The sequence below is a fragment of the Acinetobacter sp. YH01009 genome, from assembly GCF_013420765.1.
Lineage (GTDB): Bacteria > Pseudomonadota > Gammaproteobacteria > Pseudomonadales > Moraxellaceae > Acinetobacter > Acinetobacter amyesii.
Genome location: NZ_VOYE01000012.1, coordinates 50,378 through 66,404 on the forward strand (window position 1 = coordinate 50,378; position 16,027 = coordinate 66,404).

General features: G+C 42.2%; 13 protein-coding genes. 5 read left to right on the top strand and 8 right to left on the bottom strand.

The window, feature by feature from the left end; translation table 11 throughout:
* Nucleotides 1–40: 40 nt before the first annotated feature.
* Nucleotides 41–3,154 (bottom strand): DNA translocase FtsK, encoded by a 3,114-nt coding sequence (locus FTT76_RS11930; RefSeq protein WP_180055306.1) that lies wholly within the window; start codon nt 3,152–3,154, stop codon nt 41–43.
* Nucleotides 3,155–3,407: 253 nt separating this feature from the next.
* On the opposite strand from FTT76_RS11930, the gene trxB reads away from it, so the two are divergent.
* The 3 genes from trxB to FTT76_RS11945 all read left to right on the top strand — a co-directional run bounded on the left by trxB (nt 3,408) and on the right by FTT76_RS11945 (nt 6,040).
* A complete protein-coding gene (gene trxB, locus FTT76_RS11935; RefSeq protein ID WP_180026552.1) occupies nt 3,408–4,361 on the top strand; it encodes a thioredoxin-disulfide reductase in 954 nt (317 codons plus the stop codon).
* A 110-nt stretch (nt 4,362–4,471) separates the two neighbouring features.
* Nucleotides 4,472–5,203, top strand: a complete 732-nt coding sequence (gene aat / locus FTT76_RS11940; protein WP_180026551.1) for a leucyl/phenylalanyl-tRNA--protein transferase — start codon at nt 4,472–4,474, stop codon at nt 5,201–5,203.
* Nucleotides 5,204–5,224: 21 nt separating this feature from the next.
* Complete coding sequence (locus tag FTT76_RS11945; RefSeq protein ID WP_078190044.1) at nt 5,225–6,040, top strand: arginyltransferase; 816 nt, start codon at nt 5,225–5,227, stop codon at nt 6,038–6,040.
* 85 nt (nt 6,041–6,125) lie between these two features.
* On the opposite strand, the gene rimI is transcribed toward FTT76_RS11945, so the two are convergent.
* From rimI to FTT76_RS11980, 7 genes are all read right to left on the bottom strand, one after another.
* Complete coding sequence (gene rimI / locus FTT76_RS11950) at nt 6,126–6,584, bottom strand: ribosomal protein S18-alanine N-acetyltransferase (protein WP_180004229.1); 459 nt, start codon at nt 6,582–6,584, stop codon at nt 6,126–6,128.
* A gap of 117 nt (nt 6,585–6,701) precedes the next feature.
* On the bottom strand, nt 6,702–7,583 hold the full coding sequence (locus FTT76_RS11955; protein WP_078193116.1) for a metal-dependent hydrolase: 882 nt from the start codon (nt 7,581–7,583) through the stop codon (nt 6,702–6,704).
* A 216-nt stretch (nt 7,584–7,799) separates the two neighbouring features.
* A complete protein-coding gene (gene tuf / locus FTT76_RS11960) occupies nt 7,800–8,990 on the bottom strand; it encodes an elongation factor Tu (RefSeq protein WP_180002848.1) in 1,191 nt (396 codons plus the stop codon).
* A 93-nt stretch (nt 8,991–9,083) separates the two neighbouring features.
* Nucleotides 9,084–11,219, bottom strand: coding sequence for an elongation factor G (gene fusA, locus FTT76_RS11965; RefSeq protein ID WP_180004228.1), 2,136 nt, complete (start codon nt 11,217–11,219; stop codon nt 9,084–9,086).
* Nucleotides 11,220–11,350: 131 nt separating this feature from the next.
* Complete coding sequence (rpsG, locus tag FTT76_RS11970; protein ID WP_005011815.1) at nt 11,351–11,821, bottom strand: 30S ribosomal protein S7; 471 nt, start codon at nt 11,819–11,821, stop codon at nt 11,351–11,353.
* A 178-nt stretch (nt 11,822–11,999) separates the two neighbouring features.
* Entirely contained in the window at nt 12,000–12,374 is a 375-nt protein-coding gene (rpsL, locus tag FTT76_RS11975; protein WP_000246374.1) for a 30S ribosomal protein S12, read from the bottom strand.
* 155 nt (nt 12,375–12,529) lie between these two features.
* Nucleotides 12,530–13,990, bottom strand: a complete 1,461-nt coding sequence (locus FTT76_RS11980) for an EcsC family protein (RefSeq protein WP_180073192.1) — start codon at nt 13,988–13,990, stop codon at nt 12,530–12,532.
* A gap of 273 nt (nt 13,991–14,263) precedes the next feature.
* Here FTT76_RS11980 and FTT76_RS11985 point away from each other — a divergent pair, with 273 nt between their 5' ends.
* On the top strand, nt 14,264–15,493 hold the full coding sequence (locus FTT76_RS11985; RefSeq protein WP_111885033.1) for a beta-ketoacyl synthase N-terminal-like domain-containing protein: 1,230 nt from the start codon (nt 14,264–14,266) through the stop codon (nt 15,491–15,493).
* A 68-nt stretch (nt 15,494–15,561) separates the two neighbouring features.
* Nucleotides 15,562–16,014: a protoporphyrinogen oxidase HemJ gene (gene hemJ, locus FTT76_RS11990; protein ID WP_180022661.1), complete on the top strand. Its 453-nt coding sequence runs from the start codon at nt 15,562–15,564 to the stop codon at nt 16,012–16,014.
* Nucleotides 16,015–16,027 lie beyond the last annotated feature (13 nt).

Genomic DNA, 16,027 nt, shown 5'->3' on the forward strand with positions numbered 1-16,027 from the left:
AATAAAAAAACCTGCCGAAGCAGGTTTTTTGTTTTAGGACTTAGACCAAAATATCTCGTTTACCATTTGGCCCCATCCCACTGACGATACCATTTTCTTCCATCTGATCAATAATCCGTGCAGCACGGTTATAGCCGAGACTGAATTTACGCTGTAAAGATGAGGTCGATGCTTTACGTGTTTCTAAAACGAAACTAACACATTGATCATACAACGCATCACGGTCTGATCCGCCATCACCATCTTCAAAACCGCGAGATGTCGGCTCTTCATCATAAGGCGTGAGGATTTCATCGACATAATTCGGTTCACCGCGCTCACGCCATGCATCACAAATACGGTTCACTTCATCGTCTGAAATAAACGCGCCATGCACCCGCTCAGGTTCAATTTTACCCGGTCCGAGGAACAACATATCACCATGACCCAGTAAGTCTTCTGCACCACCAGCATCTAAGATAGTACGTGAATCCAGTTTACTGTTGACACGTAGCGCAGCACGGGTTGGAATATTGGCTTTGATCAAACCTGTTACTACATCTACGGTTGGACGCTGTGTCGCCAACAGCAAATGAATCCCTGCTGCACGTGATTTTTGTGCAAGACGGGTAATCATTTCTTCAGCTTTTTTACCCACTTGCATGATCATGTCGGCAAATTCGTCGGCAACAATTACGATCAACGGCATAGGCTGTAAACGTGGCGCACGACTTTGCGTTGCTGAGTCATCTGGCTTCCAAGTTGGATCGATTAGATCTTCCCCGTTGGCCATTGCTTCTTCAATTTTGCGGTTAAAGTCAGTCAGCTTACGCACTTTCATCAAAGACATCAGCTTATAACGACGCTCCATTTCATTCACACACCAGTTCAATGCACTCACCGCATCTTTCATGTCAGTTACAACAGGCGTTAATAAATGTGGAATATCGTTATAGTTAGCAAGTTCCAACTGTTTCGGGTCAATCATGATGAGTCGCAGTTGCTCAGGTGTATATTTCAACAACATCGACAACAACATGGCATTGACTGCGACTGACTTACCAGAACCCGTAGTACCTGCCACCAACATATGCGGTGCTTTCGCCAAATCTGCCAAAACAGGATTACCCGAAATGTCTTTACCCATCGCCATACTAAGTAAGGCATTTGGATCACGGTATGCCGGCGTTTCTAACAGCTCAATAAGTCGAACCATTTCACGTGAACTATTCGGAACTTCAATCCCGATATAGGGTTTACCTGGAATCACTTCCACCACACGTACAGAGGCCATAGACATCGAACGTGCCAAGTCACGTGAAATATTGGTCACTTTCGACGCTTTCACACCAGGTGCTAAATCAAGTTCAAAACGTGTTACGACTGGTCCCGGCTGTGCCTCTACAACTTTGGCTTTGACATTAAACTCTTGCAGTTTAATTTCTAAAAGTTCAGACAAGCGAGACAATTGCTCTGCAGTGAAATTGACTTTCTTGTTCGGATCAACCGGATCTAAGATTTCCAAGCCCGGCAAAGTCGGTAAATCCAAGCGTTTTTGTGCCACTTGCATCGCACGTGACATTGGACGACCAGAGGCATCGGTTAAAGGAGCATCAAAGTCAAAATCATCTTCGAGATCTAAATCGATGTCTTCAGGTTTGCCCGCCGTTTCTTGCCACACTTCACGGAAAGCATCTTTATTCGAGCTGATTAAGGCTTTTTCATCATCAGATACAAAAGTCTGCGGCTGCGTATTGATTTCAGCACGAACCAAAGGCGTAGATTGCGCGTAACTACTGGTTGTACGAACCGGCTGCGCCTGTTCTATCGCTCGCTCTGCTTCTTCAACCAGCAAATCATCGAGATCATTAAATTCAGTTTCAGCACTGATATTTTTTTGTGTGGTCAGCGGTGTAATCTGTGCAGCAGCTACACCTAAACCTGCAAGTGTGGCAGCAGCACCTGTAGCAAAGTCATTTGAATGCGTTGCAGGACTTTCACTTTGCGCTGTATTAAATGGGCTATGTACATCCGTCGCTGTTTTACTATTCGGGACAGCCGCTAACAGCTCATCAAAGATCTCATCATCATCCCAATCTACTGATTTTTTAGCCGCTGTCACCGCTTCTGTCGGAGAAGTCGAATGCACATCTGCTGTTTTGTTGAAATATTCAGTTTGATTGGCAGGCTGCTCTTCTTCTGCAGCTTTCAGTAAAGCATCAATATCTTGTTTGTGGCGTTGGTCATCATTGGAATGTAATGCGCGCCAAACTTCACCTGTTGCAACAACACGTTGTTGATCTTGTTCAAGCTGATGCACTTTCGCCAAGGTATGTTCAAAATCTTCATCAGATGGTGTAGCAGTCTCTGCCAAGTCGACTGCAGATGAATGTTGTGCGTTCCATTCTTTGTCTGCCCATTCTTTATCGGCAATATCATCAAATAAACGTTCAGCGACGCGATCACGTACCACAGGATCGACATCGACCGCATGATGTTCATCGGCTGGTGTTACTGGTGCAACCACTTTTGATGCATGCGCAGCAGCACTCTCTTTTTTAGTCGTTGGCACTGTACGGTCAAAAGCGGTATCGCCTTCAGGGACATTACGATAGAACAAATCTTGCAGATAAGCTGGTGTGGATTTCATGGTTGCCCATGTCTTATTCCACTTAATGCCAAAGGCCAAAGTGAACAACATGATCCAAAATGCAATAAGAAATATTGCTGCACCATAGACCGTTAATATTTGTTCAAGACTTTGACCCAGTTCATAGCCAATGATCCCGCCCGATGCATTTTCTAAAGTATCTTCAGGGACATTCCAAAACAGGAAAAGTAAACTTGAAGTTGCCAGTAAAATAAAGAACTGAGCGGCATAGCGAAATGGACGGTTTAGAAAACTACGTGGCCACCACACTTGAATTGCTTCGAGAAATAAATAGACAGGTATCAGCAGACTTGCCCAACCTAAAAATCCATAGAGTAAGTCAGCTATCCATGCACCTGCGACGCCGCTGGCATTTGAAACTTGCTGAGTATCACTGGATAAATGCATCCATCCCGGATCAAATGGCGTATATGTGACTGTTGCAAGGAACAGATATATCCCAAATGAAACAAGGAATAATGTCATTATTAAGCGCTGTGCATATGCACCCGACACCGCTGTCATATACGTTCCTGTAACCAATTCTTCATGAATGTTTTTGTCATTACCCACAACAAAAATGGGCTGAATCTAAACCTGTTATTATGCACCTGTTCAATAAAAAAGATGCAAGATAATTTAAGTATAGTTGTTAACTTTATTCTATATAGCTCAAAACGATTTCGATGATCAATAATATCGACTTTAATCTCACACAATCGTTTCAAACTTTGACGTATAATTCCACAAATTATCATATAAAAAAAGGATTCTACGGATGAGCGCTCGTCACTCACGTCTAATTATTTTAGGTTCTGGTCCTGCAGGTTATAGCGCTGCGGTATACGCTGCCCGTGCAAACCTGAAACCGACACTCATCGCAGGTATTCAATTAGGCGGTCAATTGACTACAACGACAGAAGTAGACAACTGGCCAGGTGGTGCAGAAGGTTTAACAGGCCCTGCCCTAATGGAACAAATGCAAGCGCATGCTGAACGTTTTGGCACAGAAATTGTGTATGACCATATCAACGAAGTAGATCTCAATGTTCGTCCGTTCGTGCTTAAAGGCGATATGGAAGAGTTTACTTGTGATGCATTGATTATTTGTACAGGTGCAACTGCACAATATTTAGGTCTTGAATCAGAAGCTGCTTTCATGGGTCAAGGCGTGAGTGCATGTGCAACATGTGACGGGTTCTTCTACAAAAACCAAAAAGTTATGGTTGTCGGCGGCGGTAATACTGCTGTGGAAGAAGCGCTGTATCTTTCAAACATTGCTTCTCATGTCACTCTTGTACACCGTCGTGACACTTTACGTTCAGAGAAAATTCTGCAAGATCATCTTTTTGCAAAAGAAAAAGAAGGTAAAATCAGTATTATTTGGAATCACCAAGTGGATGAAGTCATTGGCGATAACACCGGTGTGACTTCTGTACGTATTAAATCTACGCTAGATGATTCAACTCAAAATGTTGATGTCACTGGAATGTTTGTGGCGATTGGTCACAAACCAAACAGCGGTATTTTTGATGGTCAATTGAACCTACGTGATGGCTACATCCAAGTTCAAAGCGGAACTGCGGGTAATGCAACACAAACGTCTATTCCGGGTGTATTTGCTGCGGGTGATATTGCCGACAGCATTTACCGTCAAGCCATTACTTCTGCAGGTTCAGGCTGTATGGCTGCACTCGATGCTGAAAAATACCTTGATGCACTCGGTGAATAATCTTTTGCTTAAGTCATTTGCTTAGCTAAACAGTTTTAAAAATTAGCCGACCTGATGGTCGGCTTTTTTATGTATGATAAAAATCCGTGTAACTCAATAAGAAGCTTGGCATGCCGATACTCCCTCCTTCTGAATTTACTTTCCCCGATCCAGCTGAATGCGATCCTGATGGTGAAGGCTTAATTTGCATCGGTGCTGACCTCTCTCCTTCTACATTGTTTGAAGCCTATAGCCATGGTCTTTTCCCGTGGTTTAGTGAAGGTGATCCGATTTGCTGGTGGTGTCCTGAACCCCGCTGCATTATTCGACCGCAGGACTATCATCCAAGCAAATCGTTATTACGCAGCATGAAAAAAATGGACTATAAGATCACCATTAATCATGCGTTTGAAACTATGATTCGCTCATGTTCATTGCCACGTAGTTATGCCAATGAAACATGGATTTCAGAAGATATTATTCAGGGATATTCTGCGCTGTTTGAAGCAGGCTATGCTTATAGCATTGAAGTTTGGGAAAATGAGACCGTTGTCGGAGGACTCTATGGCGTCAATATTGGCCATGGCTGCTTTGGCGAGTCTATGTTTAGTACACGAACAGATGTCTCTAAAATGGCGTTTTACACCTTAATGCTCATCGGGCAAGAGAATCAGTTGCCATGGATTGATTGCCAATTGGTCAACGATCACCTCTTAAGCTTAGGTGCGAGTACACTTTCTCGCCAACAATACCTTAATTCGTTACAAGATGTTGTTAAACAACCCTCTATCGATTGGAAAAAGTATCAGGACAGTGTATTTTCAAGTAAAACAATAGCGCAATGGGCAAGTCTCAGCGCATGACAATAAAAGAGGGATATTACGATGAATTCCTATCAACCGAAGTCCCTGTTGAACGAATTACAGTACTACATCACGCCTCCGCATGATTGTAGCTACTTAGAAAATAAATCTGCTCGGATGGTCTTTCTTGATCCTGTCCATCGTATTGATGTGGTCACGTTATCTGAACTTTCCCGCATGGGTTTTCGTCGTAGTGGGGATTTTGTCTACCGCCCTGAATGTCATCTTTGTCGCCAATGTTTGTCCTCTCGCGTTCCTGTTCATGAATTTCAAATGAACAGCGTGCAAAAAAAAGCGTGGAAACGGAATCAAGATTTAACGGTGAAAATTAGCCGTCCTCAAGATGCCGATGCAAAGCATTATGCCCTGTACGAACGCTATATCAATGAACGGCATGCTGATGGTGATATGTACCCACCTAGCCAAGATCAATTTGAAAAATTTTTAATTAATAGCTGCACTGACAGTTTCTTTTTAGAGCTATGGTTGGATGAGCAACTAATCAGTGTATCTACCTGTGATCCACTCGATGATGGTATTTCAGCGGTATATACCTTTTTTGATCCTGATGAAAGCCGTCGCTCACTAGGGACTTTTGCCATTCTGAAACAAATCGAGCATGCACAAAAGCTTGGATTGCAATATGTCTACTTGGGCTATTGGGTGCCAGATTCGCAAAAAATGAATTATAAATCTCAGTACATTCCACTGGAACTTCTGCTTGATGGACAATGGCGTCGACTCAATCGACCACTGACCCAAGAAGAAATTAGCCAACTGGGGGATTCCCTGATGACCACCTTACCTTCAGGTTGGAATAATCCTATTATTAAATAAAAGGGATCAAACAAAAGATCTTCAATAAAAAAGCATTCGTTTATTCACGAATGCTTTCTTTAAATCTGATGACGCTTCACCGCTTTTATTTAAATAAAGCTGCAAAATCATCAATACAAGCCTTCACCATAATAATGGCGTGCTCACGAGTTCCATCGGCATTTGGATAATAATTCTTTCGCAAATCGATTTGATGAAAATCCGCTTTTTCATATAAACGGATCGCTGGTTGATTACCTTCTCGCACTTCTAAGAAGATTTGAATGGGGTTATTTTTGAGTAAGGCAATAGATTCATCGAGTAATTGAAAACCTAATCCTTTGCCTTGCTGGCTCGGATCGATCGCCATTAACAATAAATTTGCTTCATCTAAAACGGGTTGTAAAATGCAAAAACCTACAACTTTTCCTTGTCGCTCAATCACCGTACTTTGATAGGCAGCAATCGATTCTTGAAATTGTTTTAAGGTCCAAGGATGGCTTTGTACGCGGCGCTCGATATCGTAAACCTGCTGTACATCAGCGTCTTGCATCAAACGAATCATCTTCGTTTATCTTTCTATAGCTAGGGTATGCGCATTATAAAAAGTTTGCTTCTAAAGTTGAATAAAAAAAAGAGCGATTTACATCGCCCTTCTCAAAAAGTCACCACAGCGCTGTGATTAGAGACCCAAATATGCTTTCCACGTTTTTAACAAACCTGAAGTATCTAAATCATTCGGGTGAAAACCTGGTTTAAAATACATCAGCATTTCTTTACCCATACCAGTGATGATGCCTTTTGAAGGGCTATAACCATAGGTATAAATATCTTTTAATGCTTCAAAATTAAGCTTGTTATCTTCTTTTAATAAACGAGCAACAAAGTAGCTTTGTACGAAGAATAAAGTCACCATTGCGCCAATCAATGAGCCTGTTCGGAGTGCGTAGGCCTTAATTCCCTGACCAAAGACACCTTCAAAAACATCATAAGCCACGGCTTTATGTTCATTTTCTTCAATCGCATGCCACAACCACATATTTTTCATGGTTTCATCTGTCATTAAAGCTTGAATATGTGGGTTAACCAATAACTGTGAAGCGATGGTTGCAGTGAAATGCTCAAGTGCCGTAGTTGCGGTAAGATCTACCATTTCTTGAGTGATACCAACAGGTTTACCAATACGTGCAAAAACTTTTCGCACACCTTGGATAACTCGACCCGTTGCCTTATCAAGCGTTTCGACATCATGACCGTATTTTTGTGCAGAGGCATTGAAACCTTCATGCTCTTGCGTATGCATGGCTTCCTGACCAATGAAAGCACTAATTTCTTTTTGTAGGGCTTCATTATTTGCGATCGCGGGATGTTTACGTACTGCACGCACACTATCAATAAAGAACATTTCACCCGCGGGAAATAAAGCAGATAATGCGGTCATAAAATGTGTCAAACCAGCTGAGCCGTTCATCCAGTACTCTGGTACCGCATCAAAATCAAAATTCATGCGGCGTACAGGGAAACTTGCACCTGCTCGATTAGTAATCTTTACTTTAGCGTTCATGCCTAACTCCTTTTTGAGTTATGAAATACTCAAACTTTTATTGGTTTTCTTGAGTTCATATTACGGTTTTATTGACGCGTAATTATTTCAGTTAAGGACAGTGAATTATCACTAAAGGACAGCTTTAAAAAATATTGTCAGACAATTTCCCTATCACATTGAATAAACATAAAAAAAAGCGCCTCAAAGAGGCGCTTTTTTACACACATTTAGTGATTATGCAGTTACTTTAGAAACTACACCAGCACCAACTGTACGGCCACCTTCACGGATCGCAAAGCGTAAGCCAGCGTCCATTGCGATTGGGTGGATTAATTCTACTGACATTTCTACGTTGTCACCAGGCATAACCATTTCAACGCCTTCTTTAAGCGCGATCGCACCAGTTACGTCAGTTGTACGGAAGTAGAACTGTGGACGGTAACCGTTAAGGAATGGAGTATGACGGCCACCTTCGTCTTTAGAAAGTACGTATACTTCTGCGTCGAATTTAGTATGCGGTTTGATTGTACCTGGTTTAGCAAGTACTTGACCACGTTGAACGTCTTCACGTTTAGTACCACGTAGAAGAACACCACAGTTCTCGCCCGCACGACCTTCGTCAAGAAGTTTACGGAACATTTCTACGCCAGTTACAGTTGTTTTAACTGTATCTTTAATACCAACGATTTCAACTTCTTCGCCTACTTTCACGATACCAGTTTCAACACGGCCAGTTACTACTGTACCACGACCTGAAATTGAGAATACGTCTTCGATTGGCATAAGGAATGCTTGGTCGATAGCACGTTCTGGTTCTGGGATGTAAGAGTCAAGAGCTTCAACAAGAGCAACTACAGCATCTTCGCCGTATTGACCAGCTTCACCATTAAGCGCTGCAAGAGCAGAACCACGGATTACTGGAGTGTCGTCGCCTGGGAAGTCATAAGTAGAAAGAAGTTCACGAACTTCCATTTCTACTAATTCAAGAAGCTCTTCGTCGTCAACAAGGTCGCATTTGTTTAGGAATACAACGATGTAAGGTACACCTACCTGACGAGAAAGAAGGATGTGTTCACGAGTTTGTGGCATTGGACCATCAGTCGCAGCACATACAAGGATCGCACCATCCATTTGCGCAGCACCAGTAATCATGTTTTTAACATAATCGGCGTGACCTGGGCAGTCTACGTGAGCGTAGTGACGGATTGGAGAATCGTATTCTACGTGTGAAGTATTAATTGTAATACCACGTGCTTTTTCTTCTGGTGCAGAGTCGATTGCAGCGTAATCTTTCGCTTCACCACCGAATTTTTTTGCACATACAGTTGCAATTGCAGCTGTTAAAGTAGTTTTACCGTGGTCGACGTGACCAATTGTACCCACGTTAACGTGTGGCTTATTACGTTCGAACTTAGCCTTAGCCATGAGATCTTCCTTTTTAAACTACTCATGCAGGGATACTGCATGAGCATTTGGTTTTTAACTATGAATTAGTTTGGGCTTATAGTAATCGAAAGATTACTCGTCGTCACCTTTTTTACCGCCAGATTGGAACTTAGCGATGATGCCTTCAGCCACGTTACGTGGTGTTTCAGCGTATTTAGCGAATTCCATAGAATAAGTTGCACGACCTTGAGACATAGAACGCATATGAGTTGCGTAACCAAACATCTCAGAAAGTGGAACTTCTGCACGGATAGCTTTAGTACCACCAGGTAAATCGTCCATACCTTGAACAAGACCACGACGACGGTTTAAGTCACCCATGATATCGCCCATGTAGTCTTCTGGAGTTTCTACTTCAACTTTCATGATAGGTTCAAGCAAGATAGGATCTGCTTTCATGAAACCGTCACGGAATGCGTAAGAACCAGCCATTTTGAACGATAATTCGTCAGAGTCGACGTCATGGTAAGAACCATCGAACAATGTCGCTTTGATGCCAACAACTGGATAACCAGCTAGGACACCATTCTTCATACGTTCTTGGATACCTTTGTCAACCGCACCGAAGAATTCTTTAGGTACTACACCACCTACAACTTCTTCAGCGAACTCGTAATCTTTGCCAGCATCTTCAGCAAGTGGTTCTAAACGTACGTATACGTGACCAAACTTACCTTTACCACCAGTTTGACGTACGAACTTACCTTCTTGTTCAACTGATTTTTTGATCGTTTCACGGTAAGCTACCATTGGTTTACCAATGTTCGCTTCAACGTTGAATTCACGCTTCATACGGTCAACAATAATGTCAAGGTGAAGCTCACCCATACCAGCAATAATTGTTTGACCAGATTCTTCGTCAGTACGTACGCGGAATGAAGGGTCTTCTTTCGCCAAACGACCTAAAGCAACAGACATTTTTTCTTGGTCAGCTTTAGTTTTAGGCTCAACCGCAAGCGCAATTACTGGCTCTGGGAATTCCATACGCTCTAGTGTAATTACATTGTTTTCATCACATAATGTATCACCAGTCGTAGTATCTTTAAGACCTACACATGCTGCGATATCACCCGCACGAATTTCTTCAATATCGTGACGGTCATTTGCGTGCATCTGTACGATACGGCCAACACGTTCGCGCTTCATTTTAACTGGGTTATAGCAAGGGCTACCTGCTTTAAGCACACCAGAGTAAACACGTACGAATGTTAAGTTACCTACAAATTTGTCGTTCATGATTTTGAACGCAAGCGCAGAGAACGGAGCATCGTCAGACGCTTCACGAGAACCTTCAGTTTCGTCTTTGTCGTCAAGGATACCTTTAATCGCCTCGACATCAGTCGGCGCAGGTAAGAATTCAATTACAGCATCCAACATACGTTGAACACCTTTGTTTTTGAACGCTGAACCACATAGCATTGGTTGAATTTCATTCAACAATGTACGTGCACGTAAACCTGAAACGATTTCTTCTTTAGTTAACTCACCTTCTTCAAGGTACTTGTCCATGAGTTCTTCTGATGCTTCCGCAGCAGCTTCAACCATGTTAGTACGCCATTCGTTAGCTAGTTCAACTAATTCAGCAGGGATTTCGCCATATTCAAACTTCATACCTTGAGACGCTTCGTCCCAGATAATCGCTTTCATTTCGATTAGGTCAACAACACCCTGGAAGTTTTCTTCTGCACCGATTGGAACAACGATTGGCACTGGATTACCACCAAGACGTGTTTTAACTTGTTCAACAGCACGGAAGAAGTTCGCACCAGTACGGTCCATTTTGTTCACGAATGCAATACGTGGAACTTTATATTTATTTGCTTGACGCCATACAGTTTCAGACTGAGGTTGTACACCACCTACAGCACAGTAAACCATGCATGCACCGTCAAGAACACGCATAGAACGTTCAACTTCAATAGTGAAGTCTACGTGTCCTGGGGTATCAATTACGTTAATACGGTGCTGTTCGAATTGGTTACCCATCCCTTTCCAGAAGCATGTTACTGCCGCTGAGGTAATAGTAATACCACGTTCTTGCTCTTGTTCCATCCAGTCTGTAGTTGCAGAACCTTCGTGAGTTTCACCAAGTTTGTGACTCTCACCTGTGTAGAACAAAATACGTTCTGAAGTGGTAGTTTTACCAGCATCAATGTGCGCAGAGATACCAATGTTACGATAACGAGAAATTGGGGTTTGACGAGCCATGATTTCTAGCATTCCTAAATTTTGTTGTTTAAAACAGGACGCTTTAAGCTGCATAGCAACTTAAAGCGATTCGATGACAAAACAGTGACAACTGATTTGTCACCCTCCTGAATAGGGGCTGTTTTATCCGCTTAGAAACGGTAATGAGAGAAGGCTTTGTTGGCTTCAGCCATACGATGCACATCTTCACGTTTTTTGATCGCTGCGCCTTTACCTTCAGCTGCATCAAGCAACTCACCAGCAAGACGTAAAGCCATAGTTTTTTCAGAACGCTTAGCAGCAGCATCTACTAACCAACGCATAGCCAAGGCAGTACGACGGGATGGGCGTACTTCCATAGGCACTTGGTATGTAGCACCACCAACACGGCGTGCTTTTACTTCGACCATAGGACGAACTTTTTCAAGAGTAGTCTCGAAAAATTCAACTGGGTCTACTTTAGATTTTTCTTGAACGCGGTCTAAAGCACCGTAAACGATACTTTCAGCAATAGATTTTTTACCATCTTGCATTACGTGGTTCATGAATTTAGCGATTGTTTGGCTGCTGAACTTAGGATCCGGAAGGATTTCACGGGCAGCAACTACGCGACGTCTTGGCATTTTAATACACCTAATAAATATGACACTTCAGGTTACTCCAGCAGGTGCACAAAGTGTCATGTGCTTTCGCTGGCCTTACTATACGTCGCTTGGAATTTTCACAAAAAATGCAGAAATCAGACAAGCGAGACGATAAAGGATTGCAGTTCTAACGAACTAAGAAGTTAATCTTTTCAGATTATTTCTTAGGACGTTTAGCACCGTATTTAGAACGAGACTGGTTACGATCTTTAACACCAGCACAGTCTAAAGAACCACGAACGGTATGGTAACGTACACCCGGTAAATCTTTAACACGACCACCACGGATAAGAACAACACTGTGCTCTTGTAGGTTATGGCCTTCACCACCGATGTAGCTAGAAACTTCGAAACCTGAAGTTAAGCGAACACGGCAAACTTTACGCATTGCTGAGTTAGGTTTTTTAGGTGTAGTTGTGTAAACACGTGTACAAACACCACGACGTTGTGGACAAGCCTTCAACGCAGGAACTTTAGATTTTTCAACTAAAGTTGTACGACCCTTACGGATCAACTGATTTGTTGTTGCCATTTGGCAATTCTCCCGTTAATAAAAAGCCCCAAAAAATACTACTTTTTGAGGGCATGCAATTGTAAGCGAAGACTTAAAATTGGTCAACAATATACGATCATCGAAAACATTTATTCATCGTGATTTGCGCAATTTTTCACCCACAAATAAATAGTTTATTTTTCAGAAGAATCTGCTGATTTTTTTGTAACTTTATCTACGGCTGCTGTTTTGGCTTTACGCGGCTTAGTTTTGGGTGCAGCTTTTTCCACTGGGACATCCTCCTGCTGTACAGATTCCAACACATCAAACTCATCTTTTTCAGCTAAAGTAGGTTTTTGCGCAGCCCCGGGTGCATGAGGCTCAACAACTTTCTCCGCAAGTGCCTCCAAACCTTCTGAGACTTTTTGTTCCTGCTCTACTTCCACTTCGGCTGCATCAGAGTTTTTAACTTGTGCTTTTTTGATGACTTTTACTGCGCGGATACTCTCATGACCTGCAACATCTATGGTCTGATCTAGTACCGGCTCAGCCAAATCAATATCTTTCGCCTTAATACCTTCTAGTAATTTAGGTGTTGCTTGAGCAAGCAACTCAAGAGAACGCTCATAGGCATGTAAAGGTGACAAGCTAATATCCTGATGCTGCAAAATATATTGGCGCGCATTAGAAAAGACTTGCTGTGCCTTCTGATTCACTTCATCCACTAAACGGCGACTATACACTACACTTACACCAACACTCGCCACAGGAGATAATCGTGATAGCTGATTTAACAATGAAACTTTTGGCATTTGATTGAGCCATGCCCACTTAAACTGACCATTTTCATCTAGTACATATTTTTTCAATGCTGCTGCATCAGTATCTGAACCCACCAATTGCTGCAATTGATGTAAATCACTATTTTGTAGCGTACTACTCAGAGCTTTTATTGCCATAAGCAAAGTTTGTTTTTCTGCAATTAAACTCAAGTCGACCTGTTTAAAAATAAACTGAACAATATCTTGGTCACTTTCTTTGCTTAAGTCGAAACCATAAGAACGTCCAACTTGATAAATCACTCGCAGAGTCATAATCAGTGAAGCAGGGATATCAATACTTGAACCAATGACACCTGTCGCACCTGTTAAAGCCCCTTGAATCGAAGCAATCCATTTATTTTGCTCACCCAGAGCCTGACTAATACGACGCGAACGATCGACATCTTGTGTCAACTCTTCTAAATCACGTACCCCAGCTTCATCCAGTACAGCATCTACAGATGAAATATCCGAACTAAAATGATTAAGTCGATCAAATAAATAATCAGAAATTTTGTCACTAAATTGAGGAGCAACAAAATTAGCCACATTATTTACAGTATTAAAATGTCGACCGAATAATTGTCTAGAAACATTTGGAACGTGTTCACGTAAGATTTGCTGAGGATTATCATATTTTTTTACATCAAATACGCCCGCTTGCCTTGACTGCCCCTCCAAGGTTTGACCATTTTTTTGAGGTTGAATGACCTTAGTTACGGATTCGGGTGCGACATGATTAATGATGGACACCCCAGTAGAACTGAACTTTTTAGCCACTCCAAAGGCGTTTGAGAGTAGACCTGCCGTTGGTTTATTATTCGTTTTCACCATTCCCTACCTCATTAAAACTATTCTTGAAATTATTGATAAATACTAGGTGTAGTCAAACTTTATCACAACTTGAATATGTATCTTTAAGTTAAGTTTTTTGCTGCAAAGTTGCAAATTAGCTCAGTCAACAATAGGCATAGGATTTGCCATAAGAATTCAAAAAGCTTTCTGCTATCATTATTCCAATCAAATTATATGAGTTCGCCTATTTAGAAAGTTTCCTTCGTATACTTTCTATAGCTTGCTCACACACTACCTATAAAGGATCTGTAGATGAAACGTGTTGTAATCACTGGTATGGGCATCAACTCATGCATTGGTAATACATTAGAAGATGTCACTCATTCTTTGCAAAACGGGATTTCTGGAACACGTTTCAACCCAAGTTATGCTGAACTTAATTTTAAAAGTCATGTCAGTGCGGCTGCAGAACAAAACTTTGACGGTATTGACCGCCGTTTAAAACGCTTTATGGGCGTATGCGCAATGTATGCATACAACTCAGCTTTGGCTGCGGTAGAAAATGCAGGCTTAACAGCAGAACAAATCGGTGGTAATCCACGTTACGGTATTGCGGGTGGGTCAGGTGGTGGTTCAACTGCATCTGTTGTTGAAATGAAAGAACTTCTAGACACCAAAGGTGCACGTAAAGTTGGTCCATTCTTTGTACCACGTAATATGACCAACACCATTACTGCAAACGTGGGTGTTGCATTTAAAATGCAAGGTATTGCACACACCATTACTAGCGCATGTGCAACATCTGCAGATGCCATTGGTTATGCATACAATTTGATTCAATTAGGCAAACAAGACTTAATGCTTGCCGGTGGTGGTGAAGAAGACCATTGGTCACAAAGTCTTTTATTTGATGCAATGGGCGCACTTTGTTCAAAATATAACGACACTCCAGAGACTGCTTCACGCCCTTACTCTGCTGACCGTGACGGTTTCGTGATCGCTGGCGGCGGTGGCTTCGTTGTACTAGAGTCACTTGAACATGCTCAAGCACGTGGTGCAAACATTTTGGCTGAAGTTGTCGGCTATGCAGCAAATTCTGACGGCGCTGACATGGTTGCACCATCGGGCGAAGGTGCGACGCGTTGTATCCTTATGGCTTTAGAAGAAGCTAAACAACATGGTGTAGATACCATCGACTATGTTAATACACACGGTACATCTACTCCGGCAGGCGATGTCACTGAACTTAAAGCGATGGAGCGTGCTTTCGGTGAAGGGCAAGTTCCTCCGCTCAGCTCGACCAAATCGATGACCGGTCACAGTCTGGGTGCTGCAGGTGTACAAGAAGCGATTTACTCTATTTTAATGATGCAAAATGACTTTATAGCACCAAATATCAACGTGACTGAACTTGACGAAGGTGCAAAACCTTTTGATATCGTACTTGAAAAACGTGATGCAAAATTGAATACTGTGATGAGTAACAGTTTTGGTTTTGGCGGTGTAAACGCTTGCCTCGTTTTCAAAAAATGGGAAGCATAATATAAAGTTTGCTGCTTTGGCGCTTCGGTGCCAAAGCACATACCCACCGCCCTTTTAAGGGTTAATATATGGATGCTCCATCAGATGCTTTCCTCTGGGTAAAAGCATTGCATATCATCGCAGTTGTTTGCTGGTTCGCAGCGCTATTCTATCTCCCTCGCCTTTATGTCTACCATGCTATGAGTGATGATGCTACGAGTCATCAGCGCTTTCAAATCATGGAACGTAAGCTATACCGCGGCATTATGTGGCCCGCTATGATTGCTACACTGATCACGGCGCACTTCCTCGTCGATTGGGGCGATGCAACACGACACTACCATGAAGCGCTTTGGTTCTATTTAAAAGTTGGATTGGTTGGACTATTGGTGATTTATCATTTTGTTTGTGGTTATTACCGTAAAAAGCTTATCGAAAATGCACATTATAAGTCGCATAAATTCTGGCGTTATTTTAATGAAATGCCCACTTTGATTTTATTTGCGGTTGTCATTTTAGTTGTAGTGAAGCCAAGCTTCTAAACGACTGTAAAAA

Excerpts from the sequence above, each read along its gene's own strand:
- FTT76_RS11930 (WP_180055306.1), bottom strand. The coding sequence starts at position 3,154 with ATGACAGCGGTGTCGGGTGCATATGCACAGCGCTTAATAATGACATTA.
- FTT76_RS11980 (WP_180073192.1), bottom strand. The coding sequence starts at position 13,990 with ATGGTGAAAACGAATAATAAACCAACGGCAGGTCTACTCTCAAACGCC.
- rpsG (WP_005011815.1), bottom strand. The coding sequence starts at position 11,821 with ATGCCAAGACGTCGCGTAGTTGCTGCCCGTGAAATCCTTCCGGATCCT.
- aat (WP_180026551.1), top strand. The coding sequence starts at position 4,472 with ATGCCGATACTCCCTCCTTCTGAATTTACTTTCCCCGATCCAGCTGAA.
- hemJ (WP_180022661.1), top strand. The coding sequence starts at position 15,562 with ATGGATGCTCCATCAGATGCTTTCCTCTGGGTAAAAGCATTGCATATC.
- rpsL (WP_000246374.1), bottom strand. The coding sequence starts at position 12,374 with ATGGCAACAACAAATCAGTTGATCCGTAAGGGTCGTACAACTTTAGTT.
- FTT76_RS11955 (WP_078193116.1), bottom strand. The coding sequence starts at position 7,583 with ATGAACGCTAAAGTAAAGATTACTAATCGAGCAGGTGCAAGTTTCCCT.
- tuf (WP_180002848.1), bottom strand. The coding sequence starts at position 8,990 with ATGGCTAAGGCTAAGTTCGAACGTAATAAGCCACACGTTAACGTGGGT.
- FTT76_RS11985 (WP_111885033.1), top strand. The coding sequence starts at position 14,264 with ATGAAACGTGTTGTAATCACTGGTATGGGCATCAACTCATGCATTGGT.
- FTT76_RS11945 (WP_078190044.1), top strand. The coding sequence starts at position 5,225 with ATGAATTCCTATCAACCGAAGTCCCTGTTGAACGAATTACAGTACTAC.
- rimI (WP_180004229.1), bottom strand. The coding sequence starts at position 6,584 with ATGATTCGTTTGATGCAAGACGCTGATGTACAGCAGGTTTACGATATC.
- fusA (WP_180004228.1), bottom strand. The coding sequence starts at position 11,219 with ATGGCTCGTCAAACCCCAATTTCTCGTTATCGTAACATTGGTATCTCT.
- trxB (WP_180026552.1), top strand. The coding sequence starts at position 3,408 with ATGAGCGCTCGTCACTCACGTCTAATTATTTTAGGTTCTGGTCCTGCA.